At 43.8% G+C, this 24,804-nt stretch carries 23 protein-coding genes; 9 read left to right on the top strand and 14 right to left on the bottom strand.

Translation table 11 applies throughout. The features are described 5' to 3' along the window. Positions 1–42: 42 nt before the first annotated feature. Positions 43–345, top strand: coding sequence for a hypothetical protein (locus tag CWC03_RS02800; protein WP_138580493.1), 303 nt, complete (start codon positions 43–45; stop codon positions 343–345). 38 nt (positions 346–383) lie between these two features. Continuing rightward, the gene (locus tag CWC03_RS02795) at positions 384–578 is read left to right on the top strand and encodes a DUF2970 domain-containing protein (protein ID WP_138580492.1); all 195 of its coding nucleotides are present in this window, start codon (positions 384–386) and stop codon (positions 576–578) included. 19 nt (positions 579–597) lie between these two features. On the opposite strand, the gene CWC03_RS02790 is transcribed toward CWC03_RS02795, so the two are convergent. From CWC03_RS02790 to CWC03_RS02750, 9 genes are all read right to left on the bottom strand, one after another. After that, a complete protein-coding gene (locus CWC03_RS02790) occupies positions 598–1,431 on the bottom strand; it encodes a Dam family site-specific DNA-(adenine-N6)-methyltransferase (RefSeq protein WP_138580491.1) in 834 nt (277 codons plus the stop codon). Positions 1,432–1,478: 47 nt separating this feature from the next. Next, positions 1,479–2,840: an AAA family ATPase gene (locus CWC03_RS02785; RefSeq protein ID WP_138580490.1), complete on the bottom strand. Its 1,362-nt coding sequence runs from the start codon at positions 2,838–2,840 to the stop codon at positions 1,479–1,481. Further along, a complete protein-coding gene (aroB, locus tag CWC03_RS02780) occupies positions 2,841–3,911 on the bottom strand; it encodes a 3-dehydroquinate synthase (RefSeq protein ID WP_138580489.1) in 1,071 nt (356 codons plus the stop codon). A 24-nt stretch (positions 3,912–3,935) separates the two neighbouring features. Further along, entirely contained in the window at positions 3,936–4,454 is a 519-nt protein-coding gene (aroK, locus tag CWC03_RS02775) for a shikimate kinase AroK (protein ID WP_010607062.1), read from the bottom strand. Positions 4,455–4,604: 150 nt separating this feature from the next. Continuing rightward, positions 4,605–6,671: a type IV pilus secretin PilQ gene (locus tag CWC03_RS02770; protein WP_138580488.1), complete on the bottom strand. Its 2,067-nt coding sequence runs from the start codon at positions 6,669–6,671 to the stop codon at positions 4,605–4,607. Further along, entirely contained in the window at positions 6,661–7,203 is a 543-nt protein-coding gene (locus CWC03_RS02765; RefSeq protein ID WP_138580487.1) for a pilus assembly protein PilP, read from the bottom strand. Before CWC03_RS02765 ends, CWC03_RS02770 begins: the two co-directional genes overlap by 11 nt. Continuing rightward, positions 7,200–7,805, bottom strand: a complete 606-nt coding sequence (locus CWC03_RS02760; protein WP_138580486.1) for a type IV pilus inner membrane component PilO — start codon at positions 7,803–7,805, stop codon at positions 7,200–7,202. Before CWC03_RS02760 ends, CWC03_RS02765 begins: the two co-directional genes overlap by 4 nt. Positions 7,806–7,820: 15 nt before the next feature. Then, positions 7,821–8,393, bottom strand: coding sequence for a PilN domain-containing protein (locus CWC03_RS02755; RefSeq protein WP_138580485.1), 573 nt, complete (start codon positions 8,391–8,393; stop codon positions 7,821–7,823). After that, positions 8,381–9,460 carry a pilus assembly protein PilM gene (locus CWC03_RS02750; RefSeq protein WP_138580484.1) on the bottom strand — a complete coding sequence of 360 codons (1,080 nt, stop codon included), beginning with the start codon at positions 9,458–9,460 and terminating at the stop codon, positions 8,381–8,383. Before CWC03_RS02750 ends, CWC03_RS02755 begins: the two co-directional genes overlap by 13 nt. A 129-nt stretch (positions 9,461–9,589) precedes the next feature. On the opposite strand from CWC03_RS02750, the gene CWC03_RS02745 reads away from it, so the two are divergent. Next, on the top strand, positions 9,590–12,046 hold the full coding sequence (locus tag CWC03_RS02745) for a penicillin-binding protein 1A (protein WP_138580483.1): 2,457 nt from the start codon (positions 9,590–9,592) through the stop codon (positions 12,044–12,046). 75 nt (positions 12,047–12,121) lie between these two features. Here the strand turns inward: CWC03_RS02745 and metL are convergent, their stop codons facing one another. Then, entirely contained in the window at positions 12,122–14,470 is a 2,349-nt protein-coding gene (metL, locus tag CWC03_RS02740; protein WP_138580482.1) for a bifunctional aspartate kinase/homoserine dehydrogenase II, read from the bottom strand. Positions 14,471–14,474: 4 nt separating this feature from the next. After that, a complete protein-coding gene (gene metB, locus CWC03_RS02735) occupies positions 14,475–15,695 on the bottom strand; it encodes a cystathionine gamma-synthase (RefSeq protein ID WP_138580481.1) in 1,221 nt (406 codons plus the stop codon). A 344-nt stretch (positions 15,696–16,039) separates the two neighbouring features. Here metB and metJ point away from each other — a divergent pair, with 344 nt between their 5' ends. After that, entirely contained in the window at positions 16,040–16,360 is a 321-nt protein-coding gene (metJ, locus tag CWC03_RS02730) for a met regulon transcriptional regulator MetJ (RefSeq protein WP_010368921.1), read from the top strand. 80 nt (positions 16,361–16,440) lie between these two features. On the opposite strand, the gene CWC03_RS02725 is transcribed toward metJ, so the two are convergent. Both CWC03_RS02725 and rpmE read right to left on the bottom strand, forming a co-directional pair. Then, positions 16,441–17,682 carry a malic enzyme-like NAD(P)-binding protein gene (locus CWC03_RS02725; protein ID WP_128728888.1) on the bottom strand — a complete coding sequence of 414 codons (1,242 nt, stop codon included), beginning with the start codon at positions 17,680–17,682 and terminating at the stop codon, positions 16,441–16,443. Positions 17,683–18,453: 771 nt separating this feature from the next. After that, on the bottom strand, positions 18,454–18,669 hold the full coding sequence (gene rpmE / locus CWC03_RS02720) for a 50S ribosomal protein L31 (protein ID WP_010607053.1): 216 nt from the start codon (positions 18,667–18,669) through the stop codon (positions 18,454–18,456). Between the two features lie 214 nt (positions 18,670–18,883). Here rpmE and priA point away from each other — a divergent pair, with 214 nt between their 5' ends. From priA to CWC03_RS02695, 5 genes are all read left to right on the top strand, one after another. Beyond that, complete coding sequence (gene priA, locus CWC03_RS02715; protein ID WP_138580480.1) at positions 18,884–21,055, top strand: primosomal protein N'; 2,172 nt, start codon at positions 18,884–18,886, stop codon at positions 21,053–21,055. A 13-nt stretch (positions 21,056–21,068) separates the two neighbouring features. Continuing rightward, a complete protein-coding gene (locus CWC03_RS02710; protein WP_138580479.1) occupies positions 21,069–21,599 on the top strand; it encodes an SPOR domain-containing protein in 531 nt (176 codons plus the stop codon). A gap of 70 nt (positions 21,600–21,669) precedes the next feature. Beyond that, positions 21,670–22,188 (top strand): ATP-dependent protease subunit HslV, encoded by a 519-nt coding sequence (hslV, locus tag CWC03_RS02705; RefSeq protein ID WP_010368932.1) that lies wholly within the window; start codon positions 21,670–21,672, stop codon positions 22,186–22,188. A gap of 11 nt (positions 22,189–22,199) precedes the next feature. Continuing rightward, positions 22,200–23,528 carry an ATP-dependent protease ATPase subunit HslU gene (hslU, locus tag CWC03_RS02700; protein WP_138580478.1) on the top strand — a complete coding sequence of 443 codons (1,329 nt, stop codon included), beginning with the start codon at positions 22,200–22,202 and terminating at the stop codon, positions 23,526–23,528. Positions 23,529–23,577: 49 nt separating this feature from the next. Then, positions 23,578–23,952, top strand: coding sequence for a gamma-butyrobetaine hydroxylase family protein (locus CWC03_RS02695; RefSeq protein WP_138580477.1), 375 nt, complete (start codon positions 23,578–23,580; stop codon positions 23,950–23,952). Positions 23,953–23,954: 2 nt separating this feature from the next. Here CWC03_RS02695 and CWC03_RS02690 read toward each other — a convergent pair whose 3' ends face one another. Next, on the bottom strand, positions 23,955–24,503 hold the full coding sequence (locus CWC03_RS02690) for a hypothetical protein (RefSeq protein ID WP_138580476.1): 549 nt from the start codon (positions 24,501–24,503) through the stop codon (positions 23,955–23,957). Positions 24,504–24,804 lie beyond the last annotated feature (301 nt).

Here is a 24,804-nt window from a genome sequence, read left to right as displayed (position 1 = left end):
TTGTGTATTATTATGTGATATCTAACTTCTGGGGATAGGGTTATGGTTTCTAGATATAAAGCACGGATTGCTCTACTTGGGACGGTATTAGCCGTGTCAGTAGGGGTATTTTCTTTCGACAATGATGAAAGTCTTGCCGCAAATTACTCCGCATGCACTTGTAGCACTGGCAATTTAAGCAGTCGAATAAATGCAGTGGAATGCCAGAAAGAAGCACACACCAGCTGGGCTGCGTGGTTGACTGGCGGTAGTTCGAGTGGCCAATTCCATTATTTGGATTTGCTCGAGCTATTACTTGGCTCTAAAGATAATCAAAGCAGTAGTAAAGTTTCATCTCCTTACTAATACCAGTTGAGCCAATCAACTGGTAAGAGGTAAACACTATGGCTTCTTCCAATAGTAAATTCGCGTTAATTCAAAGTGTCTGTGCAGCGATGTTTGGTGTGCAGAGTGGTCAAAAACAAGCATATGACTTTAACAAAAAGCATTTTTGGCCGTTTGCTTTTGCAGGCATCATTTTTGTCGCTATCTTTGTCATTGGCTTAATTTGGTTTGTAAATGGTGTAGTTTTAGCTTAGTCCTTTATGCCGCAGAAAATTACGGACGATGATATAACGCCATTAGCTCGTTGACTTTATTCCGCCCATTACCCTTTGGGCTAATTGTACGCTTCACCTTTATCACATCTAACTTCGCTTGATTATAAATCTTTCGTGTCCACACCGTGTCATGATTGGAAATTAACACTGGTGTTTGCTTTTCAAAAGCCGCCGTTTCCGCAAGGTTCGCCAATTGTGCTTGGTCGTCTAAGTTAAAGCCACCTTTTGCATAGCTTGTAAATGATGCTGTTTTGCTCAAAGGTACATACGGTGGATCGCAATACACTACCGCATTTCTCGGCATGGTTTCAAATACTTGGCTGTAACTTTGGCAGGTAAAGATGGCATGCTGGGCTTTCTCAGCAAACACATATAGCTCACGCTCTGGAAAGTAAGGCTTTTTATACTTACCAAAAGGGACGTTGAAGATCCCCTTGAGGTTATAACGACATAAACCATTGTAGCCGTGGCGGTTCATATATAGAAATAGAATCGCACGCTCATACACATCAATGCTCTCGTTAAACTGTTGTCGGTAGGCATAGTAAGCATCTGGATGGTTATTCAGCTCGACGAATAGCCTCTTAGCATCACTGATAAATTCATCGGGAATACGCTTCAACTCTTTATACAGGTTGATAAGATCAGCGTTAATGTCATTTAGGACATAATGCTTAAACTGCGTGTTAAGAAAAACAGATCCCGCTCCAACAAAAGGTTCTACTAGCGTGTCGGCTTCATTACTTGCTGCTTGTAGGCGCTTAGAAATATCTTCTACTAAGCTGTATTTTCCGCCTGCCCATTTTAAGAAGGCTCTAGTCTTTTGTTGCATGCTCGTTCTATGTCGTGAGTGGTTGCGCGATTTTACACTAAATGTGGCTAATTACCGAGAGACTGAGTAATTTCTTGTTTAATTTTACTCATTCTCTTAAAAAATGGCTGACCTTTTTGTAGTGCTTCTGGCAATACCGCCTTTGCTTGCTTCGCTGATGCCAAACTCTCATAAGCATCAGTAGTGACTACAAACCAAGTTCGGCCATTTCTTAATACAGTAAACTGCTGTGTCTCTACCTCGTTATGCTCCGCCATAAACCCAGCTGCAATCTCACTTTCTGTCACGGCAAGTAATTGGATCACCCATTCATCATCTGAGCGACTTAGATACCAAGGGTTTCCCACCAATACTTCAGTCTCTGCGTGTTGAGGCTCTTTCACTGGCGATAAGGTGGCCGGCGTCCTATCAAAGTTGGTTTCTTCAGCTGCATTCGCTTGCTCTGATAGTGCGTTACTGCTGTTTGAAGCATCTTCTTTTGCTTCAGTTAATGCAGATAAGATACTACCAACAGGTGCTATTTCGATGTGCGTTGGCGTTTCGGCTGGCAACTCCGGTTGCACGTCGTTTTCAATTTCAACTTTTTCAACTGTAGTAGTTGGCGCTTCAAACACAGCTTGCGCATCAATAGCGGTGGCTACTGTTTCTTCATTATCTTGAGTTGGTGTCCAGTATCGTTTTAACTCTTGCTTATACACTAAAGCAACCATCAACGCTGTCAGTATCAAACAAAGCGCAATGACATACCATTGCCATTGTGACTTGCTACCCACTTTTGAACTTTGCTCACGTAAATTCAAACTCTGTTGCTGTGGCTGCCAAGAAAGTAAAACACTTGGATTACCTCGAGCCTCAGCAACAAACGTATTAAAAATAGGATCTTCGTCAGGCGGTAAATCCTTGTAAAACATGCTCATCAAACGCTTACTTTCGAGCATGGATAAAGGCTCGATATGAATATCCAAACTTTCAGGGATCAGCTGAGGCTGCTGCGCAGTAGCGAGTATGTAAATTGTTTCGCGAGAAGATTTTGCGAGCTTTTGTAATTGTTCCGTAAGCTCTTGAGTTAAATGCCTGACGTTATCTAACACCCATAAGCATGGTCCACAAGCTTGCTCATCGTGGAGCAACAAAAAGTTTTCACTTAGAGATAACTTCTGATCAATGAGAGGACTGCGAAAACTATGCTCAAGTAGCTGCCGCACTACATCAAATTCTTGAGTATTAGCAGTCAGCTTTACAAACGCTTTATTAAAGTCTGGATATTTATCGGTAAGAAACGACTCTGCAAGGTAGCTTTTACCAAGACCTGAAGAGCCGACTAAGGTTATCAGGTTTTGGCCATAGTCGAATTGCATAGCAATTCTATCTACCAATGCAGCTCTGCTTGGTAAAATTTGCGACTGCATTTAACGACCTATTAGAGTTACCACGGTTTCATCGCTAACATCATCCACTAGCGCACATTGACCTAATTGCGTTGGTAGAATAAAACGAATTTTGCCTTGTTTGTTCTTTTTGTCTTTGCGCATATGTTGTAAAAACTGCGCCGCGGTCATCTCGCTTGGCGCTTCTGTCGGTAATTGATAAAGCGCAATAACGCGACGGATCTTTTCAACATCAGCTGTACTTAGCGTACCACGCTGGCAAGCCAGGTTTGCCGCTATCATCATTCCAGCAGCAACAGCCTCACCGTGCAACCAATTACCATAGCCCATTTGCGCTTCAATCGCATGGCCAAAGGTGTGACCCAGATTAAGTAATGCACGCAATCCAGCTTCGGTTTCGTCTTTGGCGACGATCTCAGCTTTTATCGCACAACACTTATAAATAACCTGTTGAAGACTTTCAGCATCTAGTGCGCTGAGCTGAGGGTGCTGTTCCGTTAATGTATCAAGAAAAGATGCGTCATAGATCAACGCGTATTTAATGACTTCTGCCATACCCGCAGCAAACTCTCTTGCAGGTAATGTACTTAAGGTCTTAGTGTCGATAAAAACTGCTTTTGGCTGATAGAAAGCACCAATCATGTTTTTACCGAGCGGATGATTCACCGCTGTTTTACCACCAACTGACGAATCTACCTGTGACAATAAAGTCGTAGGGATCTGAATAAATGGAACGCCACGCTGATAGCATGCCGCAACAAAACCAGTCAAGTCGCCAACCACACCGCCACCGAGGGCAATTAAGCACGTATCGCGACCACAATTATGTTCAAGCAAAAAGGCAGAGATCTTTTCAAACCACTCTAGTGATTTGTATTGTTCACCATCAGGGATAACAAAATGTAGCGGTTTTTGAGCATCAAGTATCGCTAAAAGATTGTTTAAATATAGAGGTGCAATTGTGGTGTTGGTGATGATAACAGGACGACTTTGCCCAACATACTGCTTAAGCCGTCCTTCATCTGATAAGAGATGTTCACCGATGAAGATGGGATAGCTTCGCTCGTTTAAATCTACCTTTAATTCAAGCATGGCTTCCCTCCTACGGTGTTGTTATTAGAAGTCTAATTTTTCAATAATTTGGTTTGCAACTACTTTAGCGCTTTGTTCATCCGTGCGAACAACGTGATCTGCCACTTCTCTATATAGTGGTTCACGCTCATCAGCTAAGCGCTCTAGTACGTCACGTGAGTCTTCACTGGTTTGTAGTAATGGACGACGCTTATCACGCTGAGTACGAGCTACCTGTTTTTCGATCGGCGTTTCTAGGTAAACAACAATACCGCGCGCAGACAACTTGTTGCGCACTTCTTTGCTGATCACAGAGCCACCACCTGTTGCTAACACAATGCCTTGCATTTCCGTTAGGTCAGAGATGACGCTTTCCTCACGCTTGCGGAACCCCTCTTCGCCTTCAATATCGAACACCCAAGAAATATCAGCACCTGTACGGCGCTCAATTTCCTGATCCGAATCGAAAAATTCAAGGTGTAATTGATCTGCAATGTGACGACCAATCGTGCTTTTACCAGCCCCCATCGGGCCTACTAGAAATATATTACGTTTCTCAGCCATATCTTTTTAGTACAAACGAACTCTAAAATTTGAAATAAAACCCCGCCTAACGACCTGGCCCCAAAATTAAGGAGGGGATTATCTCAGTAATCCGTGAACAATTTCAAGTCAAACCACGCAAAAAGCGCAATACTTTTACTGTCAACGGGCCTATAAACTGTCTTGAATGATCTTGGGCGTCACAAATATCAGCAATTCTCGCTTTTCGTTAACATCACGAGAGTTCTTAAACAATAGACCTAAATATGGGATATCGCCCAAAATTGGGATCTTACTTACTGCTGTTTTCACTTCTTGCTGATAAATACCACCCAGTACGATAGTTTGACCATTTTCGACCAGTACTTGTGTTTGGATCTGTTGGGTGTTGATCGCTGTCGCTGGGCCATTTGGCGTTTGCACGGTATCACCTTTAGTGTCTTGTGTAATCACTAAGTCGAGAATTATTTTATTATCAGGTGTGATTTGCGGTGTTACCTCCAAGCTTAATACCGCTTTTTTAAAGCTCACCGTCGTGGCACCACTCGACGATGCTTCTACGTAAGGAATTTCTGTACCTTGCTCAATACGCGCCTTTTTCTGATTGGCCGTGGTGATACTTGGCGTCGCAATTATCTCACCTTTGTTCTCTTGTTCCAAAGCTGACAACTCGAGATCAATCAATGTACCATCCGCCAATTTAGCAATGTGCATACCAATGCTGCCAGCAGGAACCCCTTTCACGCCTAAATTAACGTTCAAGCGATTTTCCAAAGACGGAATGTTACCATTGGACAAAGCATCAGCGCCTTCCAGCGTGCCGGATATGGCATCGCTACCTTGCTGGTCGCTAAAACCCCAACGAACACCTAGGTCTTCTTGTACGGTATCATCCACAGTCACCATACGTGACTCAATACGTACCTGTTTTACTGGCACATCTAAGGTTTCAACCATCCGACGCACACTTTCAATACTGCGTGAGGTATCTTTAATTAGTAACGTGTTGGTACGTTTATCAACGGACACACTACCACGATGGCTAATAATAGAGTTGATATCGGTTTTGAGTAAGTCAGCAAACTCTTCCGCTTTCGCGTAATTAAGTTGAATATACTCGCTATATAATGGCTCTAACTCTTCAACTTGCTGACGCGCCTGTAATTCTTTGGCTTCTCTCGCTGCGAGTTCTTCTGATGGTGCAACCATCAAAATAGAACCATCCATACGCTTATCTAGCCCTTTCACACGTAACACGACATCAAGAGCCTGGTCCCAAGGTACACCGTCTAAACGCAGAGTAATATTGCCAGATACCGTGTCACTCGTTACTAGGTTAAAGTTGTTTGTATCTGCGATGATCTGTAGTACGGAGCGAATTGGAATATCCTGAAAGTTCAGCGTGATAGGTTGACCTTTATACTCTTTTTTATCGCCAAAGGTTTTATTACCTTCATCTTTTTCAACTGATAATGTAAAGATGTTATCAAGCTGCTGATAGGTAAACTTGAATGCCGCATTTGGCTCAATCACAATGCGGCTTTTATTGTTTTCTTTAAAGGTCTCGATACGAGATACCACAGTGCCAAAATCTAACACATCAAGTTCATATAACAGGTCTTCTGCAATACCGATATGGTGGAAGTCCGCAATGATTTTGCCACCGCGCTCTTGTACATCAATAGCCGCTTGATTGTGCTCTAGAAACGCTAGTACTTTCGCCTCACCTTTCTCACCCCGACGAAAATCGATAGCTTGAATTTGGTTGATGAATGCGGTGACTTTTTGACTTTGATCTTGCTCAGAGACAATCGGCTTGTTAGATACTTCCACTATCACGAGGTTATTCTTAACTTCGGTTTTGTATAGTTTAAGCTCATCCATGTTGATGGATACGGCAAAGCCACCATCTCTGAGTTCACTGGTAATGCCTTGAATACCCGCTTTATTAATGCTCAATGCTTTTAAGCTTTCTTCAAACTCAGCCTGCTGGAAAAATAACTCAATACTAGTACTTTCACCAACAACTCGAACTTTTGGCTCAGTATTGAGCTTTTCGTCAAACACCAGTTGTAGCTGGGTTTCCCCTGTTGACACTGGGTTATAGCGAATGTCATACAACATAGGAATGGCATGCGCAATTGACGAAAGGCCAACTAAAGCAACACCGAGCACAGAACGCCATAGTGTTCGAGTGCTTTTAATGGTTGATTTTATAACGTTATTGTTAGTATTCACTCGCGCCACCTTGTTCCGCTTCTAACATTTCCACTTTTGTTAGCCTTTCTTTCCAACATCCCGTTCCATCAGGGATCAATTCTAATAATTCTAAATGATCAGCTTGTACACTCAGTACTTTGCCATGATACAACCCCATATATTCGCCACGTTTAACACGATACAAGCCTTGCGTTGCCGCTTCGATTAGCGCCCAACGACCGTCAGACTTGGCAATAATGCCTTTCATACGCAGATTATCCAATGGAAACTTCTCTAACGGATAGCGATCTCTATCAGGATCTGGGTGTAAGCAGTTTTTAATTTGAACTAATTTATTTTCAATCACTTCAGGCTGCGGCGCAACGAAAGGACTACGCAACTCCGAAGCGCTATATTTAAACGGTTCATAATTTTGCATTTCAGGTATAGGCTCGATTTTAGGCGTTGAGCTTGCCTTTACCTGATCAATAAATTCTTTTTGTTCTGCCGTACTATCGTTACAACCAGAGATGAACATCAATGTGGTCACGCAGAGCATCAGTCGGATCATTTCTGACCTCCTTGCTCATAGCGATAAGTTTTTGCCACAACACTAAATATCAGCTCGCCGTTTCCTGCATTTTCGATTCTAAAATCATGTAAGCTGACTATACGAGGCAACTCAGATACTTTACTCACAAACTGACCAAATTCATGATACTTACCAATCACCTCTAACTTAATCGGCAATTCGGTATAAAACTCTTTACGTACCTCGGGCATCCAGCCAATTTTTAGAAAGGTTAACCCGCTTGAAGTACCGACGTAAGTCAGATCGTCAAGTAACCCAGGTGTTTCGTTAGAACTTGGCAGTCGTCTCAACAGCTCTGTGAATTGCGCTTCCATATCAATCATTTGCTGTTTATATAACTCTAGATTGTTTGCTCTTGCGTATTTAATTCGGTAGCTCGTTCTCAGCTCCTGCTCTTTTTTAACTGCTTGATCGTAGCGGTCGATTGAGCTTGAAACCATCAGGTTATAACCCAAAACCATCATTAATAAAACCACGAGAACGGAACATAAAACTTTTACAGGAAAAGGCCAATGACCAATGTTGTCAAGTTCTAGCTCATTCCAATCGATTTCTCTCAAACTGTTTAAGTCAAAATTCATGCACTATCCCCCGCCCTATTTCGCTTTATCGGCTAAGTGGATGTCTTCATGAGACTTAACATAAAAATGCATCGTAAAATCACTCAGTAATTTTGAACTTTGCTCACCGGCTACTATGCCTTGGATCACTGGCCGCTCCAATAAATAAGACGACTCGACTTGTCGTAGCATCTGCGATAAGCGGTTATTTGATTCACTACGACCAATGACTTTGATCATATTGTCTTGCCGTTCAAGACTGGTGAGATAAACCCCGGCAGGAACCACTCGTGCTATTTCATCGATAATTTGCGTGCCGAGACTACGGTTGAGTTGCAACTCCTCAATGAGCCGGATACGGCGCTGTAAATTTTCTTTTTGCTTATTCAGATCGTTAATCGCAACTATTCGGGAATCAAGTTGAGAGATCTCACTTTCGAGATAGCGGTTTTTAATTTCTTGCCCGGTTTTTAAGCCGTCATAGAAGCTGCCAAGTAGGTACATTAACAACAGACAAGTCGCGATGATCACCGCAATGATAGTCAGAAAGATTTGTTGCGATGCTTGCCTTTGCTGCTCGCGCCAAGGAAGTAGATTTATATGTGGCATGATGAGAAGCTCCTTAGTGCCAAGCCTGTCGCTAAGGCGAACTGTGCTTTATGTTTTTGCAGCACATGCCTATCCACCTTTGGTGCAATCTCCATGTCAGCAAACGGATCGGCCACTATTGTATGGATCCCAAGCTCATCAATGAGCAGTTTATCTAAGCCATCAACTAAAGCCGTCCCACCCGTCAACACAATGTAGTCAATATGATCTTTACCACTGGTCGTCATAAACATTTGCACCGCTCGGCGAATTTGCTGCAGCATAGAAGTTTGGAACGGAGCCAAGACTTCAAAGGTATAGTTTGGCGGTAAATCACCCGTCGTTTTAGCCAGTTCCGCTTCATCGTAAGTTTTGTTGTAATAAGCAACGATACTGTTGGTATATTGCTCACCACCAAAGACTTGATCACGGGTGTAAATCGCTTTCCCAGATTGAATCACGCTTATCAGCGTAAGCACCGCACCAATATCTATCATTGCTACGATTTTATCGAAGGCATCGTTGGGTAGCTCAGGATAAATAACGTCCATGGCTCTACTCAGTGCATAGTTTTCTACATCCACAACTTTCGCTTTGAAGCCAGCTTCTTCCAATGCGCCAACTCGTGCTTGCACGCTTTCGGTACGCGCCGCTGAGAGCAATACATTCATTTTTGATGGATCAGCTTCATTTACTCCAATTTTTTCAAAATCTAGACTAACTTCATCTAATGGGTAAGGGATCAGGCTATCTGCTTCAATGGCTATCTGAGACTCGAGTTCAGCATCAGTTAATGAGACATCCATAAAGATCACTTTTGTAATCACGGTCTGACCGGATACGGCAACTGCTGCATATTGCGTGAGCTTTGGAATGCGCCGCTTCATTTTAGTTATCGCGTTGCCGATCGCTTCAATGTCTTGAATGGCCCTTTCGTTTACAGCTCCTTTCGGAATAGGTTCAATCGCAACGGCTTCTACTCGATAGCTGGAACTTGTCTTCGACAGCAACACCGCTTTGACACAATGGGAGCCTATATCGATCCCTATCATCAGAGGTGCTTGTTTTTTTAGTAGTTTGCTCAGCATGTGAAGCGCCCGTTTCCTTTTAAGACTGTGTACCATAAAAATTTAGCACACAAAAATATTAATCGTTTTTTAATCAAGATATACTAGCAGTGTCTACCTGTAATTGGGAGTCTAACTAGGGATAATTCCGTGAAATTATTGAAAAGATTTTTACAATTCGTTTTTGTTTGTACCCTCTTAGGCGTGTTGACACTTATCAGTCTTTATTATTATGTCAAATCTGACATACCAAGTGTAGAGGTTTTGAAAGATGTCCAGCTACAAACCCCCATGCAAGTCTTTACACGAGACGGAAAACTCATCAACCAGTTTGGTGAAAAGCGCAGGATCCCTGTACGTTTGCAGGATGTTCCGCTCCCCATGCGAAAAGCATTTTTAGCGACCGAAGACAACCGCTTCTACGACCATTTCGGCGTTGACCCGATAGGTATTGTCCGTTCCGCTTTAGTGCTCATCACCACAGGGCAAAAAAAGCAGGGAGCGAGTACGCTCACTATGCAACTTGCCAGAAACTTTTTCTTAACAAGAGAGAAAGCCTATATTCGTAAAGTAAAAGAAATCTTTATTGCGTTGCATATTGAGCAACTCTTAACAAAAGATGAAATTTTTGAGCTTTACTTAAACAAAATTGAACTGGGTAATCGCGCCTTTGGTATCGGTGCAGCAGCACAAGTCTACTACGGTCGCTCACTATCAGAATTAACTTTAGCAGAAATGGCAATGATTGCAGGCCTGCCAAAAGCGCCTTCTGCGTTAAATCCAATTCGTAACCCAGAGCGCGCGCAATTGCGCCGGAATGTTGTGCTCGGACGAATGCTTGCTGAAAAGTATATTACCCGCGCAGAATATAATGAGGCGACACAAGCTCCTATCACGGCTAAATTTCATGGCGCCGAAATCGAGCTGTATGCACCTTACATTTCTGAAATGGTTCGCGCCTATATGGTCGAACGTTACGGTACTGATAAAGCTTATAACTCAGGCATGAAAGTTTACACTAGTGTGGAATCTGATATGCAACAGGCTGCTCAGCATGCATTAGTTGATAATTTACATGCCTACGATATGCGTCACGGCTTTAGAGGCGCAGAAGAAACCTATTGGCAAGCTGAAACAGAATCGCCGCTAAGCCATGAAGGCATTATTACTCGCCTTAAAAAGGTCAATGAAATTGGACCGTTAAAAGCCGCTGTCGTGCTAAGCATTACAGAAAAAACCGCTGACCTACTTTTAAAAACCGGTGAACAAATTACATTGGAATGGTCAGGCTTAAGTTGGGCCAGACAATACATCAGTGAGACGCGTCAAAGCTTACCACCAAAAACAACCGCAGATATCCTCGCGCCGGGCATGCAAGTTTTTGTCCGCAAACAAGACAACGGCTGGATGTTAAGTCAGTTGCCGCAGGCATCCAGTGCACTTGTATCACTCGACCCACAGGATGGGCGTGTCAAGGCGATTGTGGGTGGCTACAGCTTTGAGCTTAGCCAATACAATCGCGCTACCCAAGCTAAACGCCAGGTGGGCTCGAACATCAAACCTTTTATTTATTCATCCGCATTAGAAAATGGCTATACCCTAGCCACCATTCTTAATGATGCCCCTATTAATCATTGGGACAGAAGCGTTGGCGTGGCTTGGCGTCCGAAGAATAGCCCTGAAGTATATAACGGCCCAATCCGTATTCGCCGAGCGCTCGCACAATCGAAAAACGTGGTATCGGTTCGTTTGATCAAAGGCGTTGGCATAAATAAGGCTGCTGATCATTTGCTTAAATTTGGTTTCCAAGACGCAGATATTAACCGTAGTGAATCATTAGCGCTTGGTAGTGCCGCATTGACTCCTCTTGAAATGGCACGCGGCATGGCCACTTTTGCCAACGGCGGTCACCTCATTGAGCCGTATTTTATCGATAAAATTACCGATTCATTCGGTACCGAGCTTGGTTCTGCTGAGCCGTTGTTGGTATGCGACGAGCAGCAGCTAGAAGAACAGCCTGAGCGCTGTGCGCCACAAGTGATCTCGGAGCAAAACGCATTTCTGATTGCTGATGCGCTACATAGTGCTATCTGGGGTGGCGGTAGCTGGAAACACGACACGGGCTGGAGCGGTACGGGCTGGCGTGGTCAGTGGTTGAAACGTCGTGACCTTGCTGGAAAAACGGGGACCACCAACGACTCCGTAGATACTTGGTTTACGGGCTTTAACCGTAATGTCCTCACCACAGTTTGGGTTGGCTTTGACGATGCGAGTAAATCCTTGGGTCGTGCGGCCTACAACGCTAACCTTGGTGATAACCAACTTGTCGGCGCAGAAGCCGGGGCGATTTCAGCGCAACCTGCTTGGATAGACTTTATGCGTGAGGCACTTAAAGATCAACCTTTGGCCCCGATAGAGCCGCCTCCAGGGCTTATTTCAACTCGGATTGACTTAAAGACAGGACTTTTGTCTCGTAAGAACGACTACACATCTCGGTTTGAGTATTTCGAGCAAGGTACAGCCCCGACCAAATACGTATTAGATACGGATAGCAGCACACCGTTTGACGATACCGCGCCGCTACCGACTCACGAAGAGTTATTCTAAAATAGAAATGCCGATACAGATGTATCGGCATTTTTGTCTTATACCAGTTGTATTATATCTACTTTCTTAATAGAGTTATTTTAGATTTTGCGTTAGCCAGAATAAATCGGAATGTATTCCCGCTGCTGTCACTGCTTTACCTGCCCCTGGGCCTTGGATCACCAGTGGGTTTTGTTCATACCATTTAGTGTGGATCACAAAAATATTATCACCCGGTGTTAAATTCGCGATTGCCGAGCCATTTGGTACCTGTGCAATGCCTACTTTTGCAGACACTTTGCCATTGCTTGCAATTTCAAGCGCACCCGTATAGCGAAGCGCAGCGTCATTCGCTGTGGCCTTTGCATAGTGTGTCGCATAAAAGTCATCGAGTTGCTGACGATTTTCTAAAAACGTTTGCCATGAACCCACACTCAAGGACTCAGGCATTAACGCTTCTAGTTCAATATCGTCAAGCTCAAGTTCAATGCCTAACTCTCTTGCTAAGATCAAAAGCTTGCGCTGCATATCACGGCCAGATAGATCTTCGCGCGGATCGGGCTCGGTAAAACCAAGTTCTTGCGCTCCAAGCACTAGCTCAGAAAATGCTCCAGAACCATCATAGCGACTACACAGCCAAGATAAAGTGCCGGAAAAGACGCCTTCAATTCTCACCACTTCATCGCCACTATTTTGCAGATCAGCCAACGCAAAGTTAATGGGTAGACCTGCGCCAACACTGGTGTTGTAACGCCATAACAGGTTACGCTCTTGTAACTGCTGACGCAGCTTGGAGTACCAACCTTGTTGTGCCGTGCCGGCATATTTATTAGCGCTGATCAAATGGCAGTCATGTTCAACAAACTGCGGATACAACTCGCTGAAACGCTCGCTCGCAGTAATATCGACCACCACTTTATGCTCGTAATCTAGCTCTTTAATACGAGTGAATAGCTCTGCTTCATTATATTCGATGGCCTCATTTTGCCATTGCTGTTGCCACGATGCTAAGTTCAGCCCGCTTGGACAGAACAACATTTGCTTAGAACGCAGTAAGCCAACCAACTTAAGATCAAAGTGCTCACTCAGCTTAGCGACTTGGTTTTTACATTGTTCGATAAACACTTCACCCACATTGCCAACACCAGCCACAATCACAGCAAGCTCTCTGCCTTTATTGACCAAACGCTCATGCAATATAGCAAGTAGATCGCTATCAATTGCTTGATCGGTTAACACTAAGCTGTAATGACGCTCTTGCAGTACAAAACGGGTGACAATCGCATGTTCATCCAATAATTCCAGAGCTTGCTGATGTAACCCTGCAACATCCTGGCTTGGGGCAACAATAGCAAAGCCTTGTACCTGTGACTCAATAATATTGGCTCGCGAATCCAGCGCTTTGATCACTAGGTGGCTAAACTCAGATGGCACTAGTAAATGTGCCTCTCCACCTTTAATAAAATGATGAATGCTATGCTGGATAAGCTGGCTTAGCTGTTTCACTTCACCGCTTTTTAGCTGCTCAACGCGTAACAGGTCAAGTTGTCCAAAAGTGGTAATAAAGCGCTTCTCTTTGCTGTAGCCTGCCTTTACTATCTCAGTGCCAAGTGCATCGGCATCAAAGCTGCTACGAACTTGTAGTTTTATATCGGTATCTTTCAGTGGAGACAGCGTTTTTGCATGTAATACCGGATTACCTAATCGTGCGAGTAATTCAGCTTGGCCACGGCATACCTTAGTGTATTTTATGGCGTTAGCGACTTTACGTGGATCTGTGCTGAATACACCAGTTGTATCCGTCCAAATTGATACTTGAGCCGCATCAAGATAACTTGCCAACAAAGTTGCGCTATAGTCACTGCCATTTCGACCTAGAGTCACCGTTTCACCTTGTGCATTTACGGCAATAAAACCGGTAACAATATAGATAGCGTGGTCATCAATGGCGCGATAGCACGCTTCTTTGTTATGAGCGTGCAGCAACACTCCTTCTTGTTGTACAAATAACGTACGAGCATCGATAGCTTTGGCTTTAATACCTTGAGAACTTAGGTAGTTTGCTAATATACGAGCCGACCATAGCTCTCCGTGAGCAAGCAAGCTGGCGTAGTGAAGAGCCTGCTCTTCTCGTCCTAAAGCGATTGCCTGCAGCTCATTGACGAGCTGTTTGAGTAACACACCATGCTGTTCACCCACAAACAGGGCATCAATTAATTCACGTTGATGATTTTCAACTTGTAATAAAACATCGTTGAATGCGCGAACGTCTTGCTGCTCAAAACTTTGCCATAACTTCACTAGGGTATTCGTTGTTTTTCCTGCAGCAGAAACCACAACACTGTCTCCTAGCTGACATTGCTCTAACACTATCTTGGCAACCGCTTGATAACGCTCTGGCGAGCTTAAGCTCGAACCACCAAACTTATGTACTACTTTTGCCATTTACTCACCACAACGCTACTGTATGTGCAGGCGTTAATTTGAATGACTTAGCATCATCACTCGCCCGACTTTCATCAATACCTGCAAATCCTGATTCCAGATCTGCAATGAGATCCTGTACATCTTCAATGCCTACAGAAATACGAATCAACGTGTCGCCCACTCCCGCTTCTAAACGTGCTTGCGGCTCCATACCTGCGTGTGTCATCGTCGCTGGATGGCAAATTAGACTCTCAACCCCACCTAAAGATTCTGCCAATGAAAAGTGCGTTAGAGACGTTAAAAACTTCGCTGATGTTTGCAGATCGCCTTTGATATCAAAGCTCACCATGCCACCAAAGCCGAGCTGTTGTTTTTTCGCAAGTTCGTGTTGAGGATGCGACTCAAGGCCAGGGTAATAAACTTGACTAACATACGGCGACTTTTCTAAATACTCCGCAATAAGCTGGGCATTTTCTTGATGTTGGCGTAAACGCACGTTTAAGGTGCGCAGTCCTCGTAGAGTAAGGTAACTATCAAAAGGTGCGCCGGTAATACCGATATTATTCGCCCACCAAGCTAACTCATCACCCAACTCCTGTGTACGCGCGATCACCGCCCCCCCCACGACATCAGAATGGCCATTGATATATTTAGTGGTTGAATGCACGACAACATCCACGCCAAAAGCAATAGGGTTTTGTAATGCAGGAGACAAGAAGGTGTTGTCAGCGGCAACCAAAGCCCCTATGGAGCGCGCTGCGTTTACGACAGCTTCTATATCCGTGAGCCTTAATATGGGGTTACTGGGTGTTTCAATCCAAACTAATTTAGGTTTGATCTGCTGCAGCTGTGCAAGACTTTCTGGTTGCGTAAGATCCAAGACGGCTAATTTGAGCAATCCACGCTTTGCAAGCGATGTAAACAAGCGATAGCTACCACCATAACAGTCATGTGGAATAACCAGCGTATCGTCATGGTTAAGCAGTTGCGTTACTAGGTGAACGGCAGCCATGCCAGTCGCGGTAATAATGCCACGAGCACCGCCTTCAAGTTCGGTAAGTGCCTGTGCCAGCACATCACGATTAAAGTTACCACTGCGGCCATAATCGTAGTCGCGTTTGGTATCAAAATCGGCAAAAGAATAGGTGGTAGAAAGGTAAAGCGGTGGCACTACTGCTCCATGTGCTTTATCAGCTTCTATACCGTGACGCACTGCAACCGTCGATTTGTTAACTTGACTCATAAGGTCACCTAGATAGTTGGATGTTTAGACGTCTAAAAGGTTAGAACAACAGAAACTAGAAGTCAAAACATTTATACCGCTAAATGGCTAAATAACTAGTATTTGACTATCTTTTTTAAACCGATAAAATTTCGCCACTCTAGGCGTTGCTAATACGACTGAGTTATTGAAAACTATGGCAGAGATTCTTCTATCTCGCTATGGCGGATTAGTTTATTCATCTATTTGGGTTTAGGATTTATCTTTAATTCGTAAAGTTATCCCTATATTCATGCGGTTGGTGAATAATGTAGACCAGAACCCAGTCATATTGGCATTGATGTAACTGAGGCAAGTACACAATTATGGCAAAATGGAACGGTGAGTATATTCACCCATATGCAGAACACGGTAAGAAAGCAGAGCAAGTAAAAAAGATCACGGTGAGCATACCTCTGAATGTACTCAAAGTGCTAACTGATGAGCGTACACGTCGCCAAGTGAATAACTTACGTCATGCCACGAACAGTGAGCTTTTATGTGAGGCGTTTCTACATGCCTTCACAGGTCAGCCACTGCCGAGCGATGAAGACTTGAGAAAAGATAATCCAGAGCGTATTCCGTTAGAAGTAAGACAAATAATGGAAGAGCGAGGCTTGGAGATCCCAGAAATAAACGAAGAGTGATAAAAACTCTCTCGCGCTGGAATACAGACACAAAAAAAGCCTCAACCGAGGCTTTTTTCATTTGGATAATACCATTGGTATTATTCCATATATCCAGCTGGCATGTCGATTTGTGCCACGCCTGATTCAATTGCAGCTGCCGCTACCGCTTTTGCAATACGAGGTAACAAACGCGGGTCCATTGGTTTTGGAATAATATACTCAGAACCAAACTCAAGGCTATCCACGTCAGCCGCTTTTAACACTTCAGCAGGCACAGGCTCTTTAGCAATCGTTCTAATTGCTTCAACCGCTGCAATCTTCATCTCGTCATTGATAGCAGTTGCACGTACATCAAGCGCACCACGGAAGATAAACGGGAAACACAGTACGTTATTTACCTGGTTTGGATAATCCGAGCGACCAGTCGCCATGATCAAATCATTACGTGCACCGTGTGCAACTTCAGGGCTGATCTCTGGATCTGGGTTAGAACAAGCAAATACCACAGGCTTGTCAGCCATTAACTTTAGATCTTCAGCAGAAAGTAAGTCCGGGCCAGAAACGCCAACAAATACGTCCGCATCCGCAATCACGTCTTGTAACGTACGCTTATCCGTGTTGTTTGCAAACAGCTCTTTGTATTCATTTAGGTCATCACGGCGAGTGTGGATCACGCCTTTTCTGTCCAGCATGTAGATGTGCTCACGTTGAGCACCGCATTTGATCAGTAATTCCATACAAGCGATAGCGGCTGCCCCCGCGCCAAGGCACACAATAATCGCATCGTGAATATCTTTACCCTGAATTTCCAACGCATTCAGCATACCCGCAGCGGTTACAATTGCAGTGCCGTGCTGATCATCATGGAATACAGGAACGTCACAACGCTCGATTAGCGCGCGCTCAATTTCAAAACACTCTGGCGCTTTAATATCTTCAAGGTTAATGCCACCAAATGTGTCTGCGATATTTGCCACCGTATTGATGAAGTCTTCGGTGGTATTATGCTTAACTTCAATATCGATTGAATCAAGACCCGCAAAACGCTTAAATAATAGCGCCTTACCTTCCATAACAGGCTTTGACGCCAAAGGACCTAAGTTACCCAAGCCAAGAATTGCCGTACCATTACTGATCACCGCAACCATATTTCCTTTACCCGTGTAACGATATGCATTCGCCGGATCAGCCGCGATTTCACGTACAGGCTCTGCAACACCTGGGCTGTATGCAAGTGCTAAGTCTTTTACGGTCTCGGCAGGTTTAGTGAGTTCAACACTGATTTTACCTGGAACGGGCTTCTCGTGATAATCTAGAGCTTGTTGACGAAAATCTGTCATGGCGCGATATTTTCCTACGAAGTTAATGTGAGAGTGTGATAAACGTTCGCATTCTGAATGTTGGCAACCTATCTGGCAGGTTAGAGCAACACACAGTGCGATTAACTATATGAGCGACGACATTCAACCACTCAACAAGCGTATATGCTTTGCTGTCGCGGTATGTCAATAGGACATATAGTTAATCGACCGTATTCACACAATACCGAGTTTTACTCATTATTCAAGTAAAATCAGGTCTATCCACTAGCACGGTATTTTCTATACTTTTCCGAGAAGATAAGCTCAATTTTAAGAAATATTTCACAAATAAAATGACTAAAACTTAAAAAATAAGACCCTAAAACTAACTAGAAATGTAGAAAATTAGCACAAATGTACACCAATTATAAAAACTATAAGAAAATAACAACTTAATTAATTTTAACGTCAAGATACCTACTTTTAATCGCAATATAGTGACTTTATTTTATATGGGGTGCTCATACCTGATACTATTTACTATATGAGCTTTGATTATTTTCACAACTTAAGTTCGTAAATGTTCAGTATTTATCTACTAAATAGAGTTTTTACTCTACCCAAGAGATCAGTAAAGTTTTGCTGCCAAACTGGCAAGTTTTTTATTTTAGAAGAATAAAAGGCACAATGAGACGAGAAGACTGACAATCTGTCTGTTGATGCAGAATAGGATGTATAAATCGGGAAAGTATTTTCAAACAGGCACAAAAAAAGCACCCTAAGGTGCTTCTTTCGACTAGACCAACAAGATTACTTCTTGCTGCTAAGTGCACCGAAACGCTTGTTAAAGCGATCTACACGGCCACCTGTGTCAAGGATCTTCTGCTTACCAGTGTAGAACGGGTGACATGCAGAACATACGTCTAGGTGAATATCTTTACATAGCGTTGAACGAGTTTCGAACTTGTTACCGCAAGAGCACGATGCAGTGATCGTCTCGTAATTAGGGTGAATACCTTCTTTCATAGCAACCTCTAGTTAAGGCCGTATCGCTCTCCAAACCCGAAGTCTGGTACCATACGTAGTTATACAAAAATGTGGACGCGTATTTTAGTGCCTAACTGAACAATCTACAAGCAATATTTCAGAGTTTTTTATCACCGCCTCTGAGTACGTTTTCAATTCGTACCACCTTAGGTATATACTTCGTCACTGCGCTCACTTTATGGAATTGTAATACATGCTCATTCTTGAAGTAGCTTTAAAGCTGCCACTGCACCGAACATTCGACTATTTGCTAGCACCAACCATGCAAGTTGAAGCAGGAATGAGAGTCACCGTCAATTTCGCCAACCGTCGCTGCACTGCAATTGCGCTTGCAAAAAAAGACGACACTGATGTACCAAAAGAAAAACTCAAGCAAATTATTGAGGTGTTGGACGAGCACCCTGTCTTTAATCAAGCACAACTTAGCTTTTTACACTTTGTCTCCCAGTATTACTGTCATCCAATTGGCGATACCTTATTCACAGCACTACCGGCAGTACTCAGAGATGGTGGAAGCCCAGACAAAACTCAGATCCCTATCGTCAGATTAACGGAAAAAGGGCGGAAACTACCAACACTGCGAGCCAAAAAGCAACAAGCGCTGCTTTCTCAATTACATGAAGGTGGTGCAATAAAATTAAGTGAACTCAAAGCGCTCGGATTTGCTAGCCAAACAATTAAAGCATTGGAAGAAAAAGCGCTTATCTCACAATCTATTGAGCATGATAGTGATTGGTCGCAAAACGAATTACAGCTAGGCGAAAAGCCACGCCTAAACGACCAGCAAGCGACTATTTGCAGCGCCGTTAATGCACAAGTCGGTTACCGTACCTTTTTAATCGAAGGTGTAACGGGAAGTGGTAAAACCGAAGTCTACTTACAAAGCCTTGAAAACATAATAAAAGCGGGTAAACAAGCACTGATCTTGGTGCCTGAAATTGGGCTCACACCACAAACGGTCAATCGCTTCAAAAAACGCTTTAATAACCTGCCCATTGATTTATGGCATTCAAATCTAACCGATAACGAACGTCTACATACTTGGCGTCGCGCCGAAAAGGGTCTGAGCGCTTTGGTCATCGGTACTCGCTCGGCCATTTTTTTGCCATTTCAAAATCTCGGCATGATCATCGTTGACGAAGAGCACGACAACTCGTTCAAACAGCAAGAAGGCCTGCGCTATCACGCCAGAGATCTCGCTGCGTTTCGAGCGCATCAGGCACACTGCCCCTTGCTTTTGGGAACCGCAACACCGGCATTAGAAACATTACACAAAGCCATTACCAACAAATATCAACTCGTCACACTGAGTAAACGAGCGCAGACCCAGCACGATAACCAATTTCACCTTGTAGACATGAAAGGTCAGCCAGAACAAGGCGGGTTTTCACCAATGAGTTTACATTGGATGGAAAAAACACTCGCTCGCGGTAAGCAGGTTATGGTGTTTCTAAATCGTCGGGGGTTTGCACCCACATTGATGTGTCACGAATGCGGATGGCTTAATACCTGTAAACATTGCTCCACCAGCGCCACGTACCATAAAAACATGAACCGCTTGGTATGCCATCATTGTGGTGAGCAGGACTTTGTACCGAGACAGTGTCCAGATTGTGGTAGCACCCAAATCATGCCCACAGGGCTTGGTACAGAACAACTCGAAGGCTTTTTAAGCGAACACTTCGCTGATATTCCCGTCACTCGCATTGACCGAGATTCTACGCGCCGTAAGGGCAGCCTTGAAAGCGCCCTTGAAGAAATTAATCAAGGTGGCGCGCGAATTCTAGTCGGCACTCAAATGCTTGCCAAGGGCCACCACTTTGCCGATGTCAGTCTTGTGATTATCTTGGATGTGGACTCAGGACTTTACTCTTGCGACTTTAGAGCAACCGAGCAAATGGCACAGCTCATCACACAAGTTGCTGGACGAGCCGGACGCGCCGGTGAAGCGGGAACCGTGTTATTGCAAACGCATTTTCCAGAACATCCATTATTGCAAGATTTAATCAATAATGGTTATGGCGACTTCGCGCGATATGCCTTACAAGAGCGTGAAGAAGCTATGCTTCCCCCCTTCGCACACTTAGCTATCATCCGCGCCGAGGCAACAAATATAAATACAGTATTGCGCTTTTTGTCGGATTTGGTTCCAGCTACCCCCTATCCTGGTATACAATTGCTGGGTCCAATTCCAGCACCACTTGAACGAATAGCTGGAAAGTTCAGATATCAATTACATATACACGCACAACAACGCACTGTGCTGCGGGACTACCTTTCGCAACTCGCGCGCTATATCGCTACGCATGAGTCTGCCAATCGAGTACGCTGGAGCATAGATGTTGATCCAATGGATAGCTATTAAAATCAAATAACCTATGGCACAGCACGATTACATCAATAAGAAACCTAAAGGCAAGGGGAAAGACAAGCCAGAAAAATCGGCAAAATTTCCTGTTATTGCTGCTATTTTTGCATTTCTACTAATCGGTGGGTTTGCCTACGGTCTTTGGTTTATAAAAACCAATGCCGATCCTACAGAAGTAGAGCAAGCCAAAAATCCGCACCCAGTTGCCGAGCAAAAGGTTAGTAAACCAAAGCCTCGCCCACCTGAGTTCATTGAAGAAATTAAAAATCATGAAATCAAGGTCGAAGTTAAAGAGATCGAGAGCAAGGGCCCCTATCAAATGCAGTGTGGTTCATTTAGAACCCATAGCCAAGCCGAAGCTATGAAAGCCAAAGTTGCGTTTGCTGGATTAATCGCGGAGATCCGTCGTACCGAAGGGAGTAATGGTGTCTGGTATCGTGTCCGTCTTGGTCCCTACGATACCAAACGTTTAGCCGAGAGCGATAAAAACAAGTTGCAGCGTGTTGGGATATTTGGCTGCGGGATTTGGGGCTGGACTTGATTTTTATAAGTCTACCCATATTTCCTACTAATCTAGAGCTACACGGGCACAGGCCCAAATAAGGATTACTATGACTACCATCGTTAGTGTTCGTCGCGATGACAAAGTGGTTATCGGCGGTGATGGCCAAGTTTCGCTTGGTAACACAGTTATGAAAGGCAACGCACGTAAAGTACGTCGTCTATACAATGGTAAAGTACTGGCTGGTTTCGCTGGCGGTACAGCTGATGCATTTACATTATTTGAACGCTTTGAAGCAAAGCTTGAGATGCACCAAGGCCATCTCACTAAAGCAGCCGTAGAAATGGCAAAAGACTGGCGTACCGACAGAGCATTAAGAAGGCTTGAAGCCCTACTTGCGGTAGCCGATGAAACCGCCTCACTTATCATCACAGGTAACGGCGATGTGGTGCAGCCAGAGCATGACCTTATTGCTATCGGCAGTGGTGGTAACTTCGCACAGGCAGCTGCAACCGCACTACTTGAAAATACCGACTTAAGTGCGAAAGAAATCGTGGAAAAGAGCTTGAAGATCGCTGGCGATATCTGCGTATTTACCAATAATTTCCAAACTATCGAAGAATTGTAATAGGACTCGTCATGACAGCTATGACTCCAAGAGAGATTGTGCACGAGCTTGATCAACACATTATCGGTCAGGACAAAGCCAAAAAAGCCGTCGCGATTGCACTGCGCAACCGCTGGCGTCGTATGCAGCTTGATGAAGAGTTGCGTGCAGAAGTTACACCAAAGAATATTTTGATGATCGGTCCAACGGGTGTGGGTAAAACTGAAATTGCCCGCCGTTTAGCAAAGCTTGCCAACGCGCCATTTATCAAAGTAGAAGCGACTAAGTTCACCGAAGTGGGTTATGTTGGTAAAGAAGTTGAAACCATCATCCGTGACCTAGTCGAAGTTTCTTTTAAACTAACACGTGAACAGCAAACCAAGAAATTCAAATTCCGCGCTGAAGAAGCCGCCGAAGAGCGCATTTTAGATGCACTTTTGCCACCAGCAAAAGACGCTTGGGGTGAGTCTCAGCCAAATGAAAATTCGTCAACACGTCAAGTATTTCGTAAGAAACTACGTGAAGGTCAGTTAGACGACAAAGAAATTGAGATCGACATCGCAGAAACGGCGCCTCATGTTGAGATCATGTCTCCTCCTGGTATGGAAGAAATGACCAGCCAGCTACAGAGCATGTTCCAAAACATGTCGGGTGACAAGAAAAAGAACCGTAAGCTGAAAATTAAAGAAGCACTTAAGCTATTGATTGAAGAAGAAGCTGCAAAGCTTGTTAATCCAGAAGAGCTTAAAGAGCAAGCTATTGAGTCAGTTGAACAAAACGGTATCGTGTTTATTGATGAAATCGATAAAATTTGTAAGCGCGGAGAATCTTCTGGCCCAGATGTTAGCCGTGAAGGTGTACAGCGCGACTTACTACCACTTATCGAAGGTTCAACCGTTAACACTAAACACGGTATGGTAAAAACCGACCACATTCTATTTATCGCGTCAGGTGCGTTCCAAATGGCCAAACCGTCGGATTTAATCCCAGAACTACAAGGTCGTTTACCTATTCGCGTTGAACTAGAAGCACTAACTGCGGGTGATTTCAAACGTATTCTAACTGAGCCAAACGCATCTCTTACAGAGCAGCAACAGGCGCTACTTAAAACAGAAGACGTTACTATCGACTTTACCGATGATGCTATCACCAAACTGGCTGAAGCTGCATATCAGGTCAATGAGAAAACTGAAAACATCGGTGCGCGTCGCCTTCACACTGTGATGGAAAAGCTGATGGAAGAGATTTCATTCGATGCCAGTGAAAAGGCCGGTGATAACTTGACGATTGATGCCGCCTACGTTGAACAGCATTTAGACATGCTTGTTCAGGATGAAGATTTAAGCCGCTTCATTCTCTAAATGGAAATAAAAAGCGGAGCCTTGCTCCGCTTTTTGAGTTATACCAATTATGTATCAAGTCACCAAACTTCATTATCATATGCTCAGTAAAGTGCTCGATGTTTATTTTGAGGACGGCCGCTGTTTTACACTAAGTGCCGAATTCTTGCGAACTCACTCACCATCAGCCGAAGTACAGGGCCATAGTCCAGCGCAAAAGCAACTCGTGTTAAACAAACAGAATGTCGCTATCAAGACAATTGACCCCGTTGGACACTATGCTGCGCGCTTTGTTTTTGATGATGGTCACGACTCAGGGCTCTACAGCTGGCAATACTTATATTCCATAGCTACACAGCACGATGCGCTATGGCAGGAATACGTAAACGCTGTAGAAGAGTATAAAACCCAAAAGGACAGCGTACCTATCAAGTTTGTGCCTTAAATTTACTGTTGATAAGCAGCCCGATACGAAGATTTGACATTATCGATCAAGCTATCTACAACCTTTAAATTCATCTTATTGGGGAAGAAATCAGCTTGTGCCGCTAGCTTGTTGCGCATCTTCATTAGTGTCACTCTATCTTCTTTTAAAAACGCAACGCTCGCGGCTATATACTCTACCCAAAGGAACTCGGCAGGGTTATTCTTCGCAGAGAGAAGAAGTGCCTCTCCAATCTCTATCGCCTTTTCTCGCTTTCCCGCCATAGCGTAGTTCTGAAATAAATGCCATTGCAAACTTGCTTGCTGCACTCCAGTCATGGTTTTATATTGCTCAATGAGCACTGCAGCTTCTAAATAACAACCCTGATTATAAAGTACTCGCCACCCAGAGTTAGGTGTTTGATCAAAGCTTTTATAACTCGTATTTGTCATGTTATTGCGTAAAGTATCAAAGCTATCTCGGCATAACATCGAAGCTTGAGCAGAAAAATTTCCCATCGCCAAAAGTAAGAATAGCCCCTGGATACAAGAATTACGTGTGGAGAATTTCATTTAAATATTCCTTTTCAACATGTGATTTTCTCTTTATAAAACATACCTTTTAAAGATGCAAACCCCTACCCAAGACGATCCGAAAAACTTCTACAACAGTACATATTACTCACGATGTTGAATAGAGTCGCCCAACATGCAAAATATGCTTCTCAATATTCAAAGTTATACCAGTTGTATTAAGTAAATGATCTATCTTGAAGCGGGAAAATAGCTTTAGTAGCAAGGCAAAAATTTTGCTATTTAGTTGTTCTAAATGAGAAATTTTTAACGAAGCTAATATGCTATTTCACCCTTCTAT

The organism is Pseudoalteromonas sp. S2755, from assembly GCF_005886535.1.
Lineage (GTDB): Bacteria > Pseudomonadota > Gammaproteobacteria > Enterobacterales > Alteromonadaceae > Pseudoalteromonas.
The sequence above is the reverse complement of the archived record's forward strand: the minus strand, read 5'-3'. Positions and strand labels throughout refer to the sequence as shown.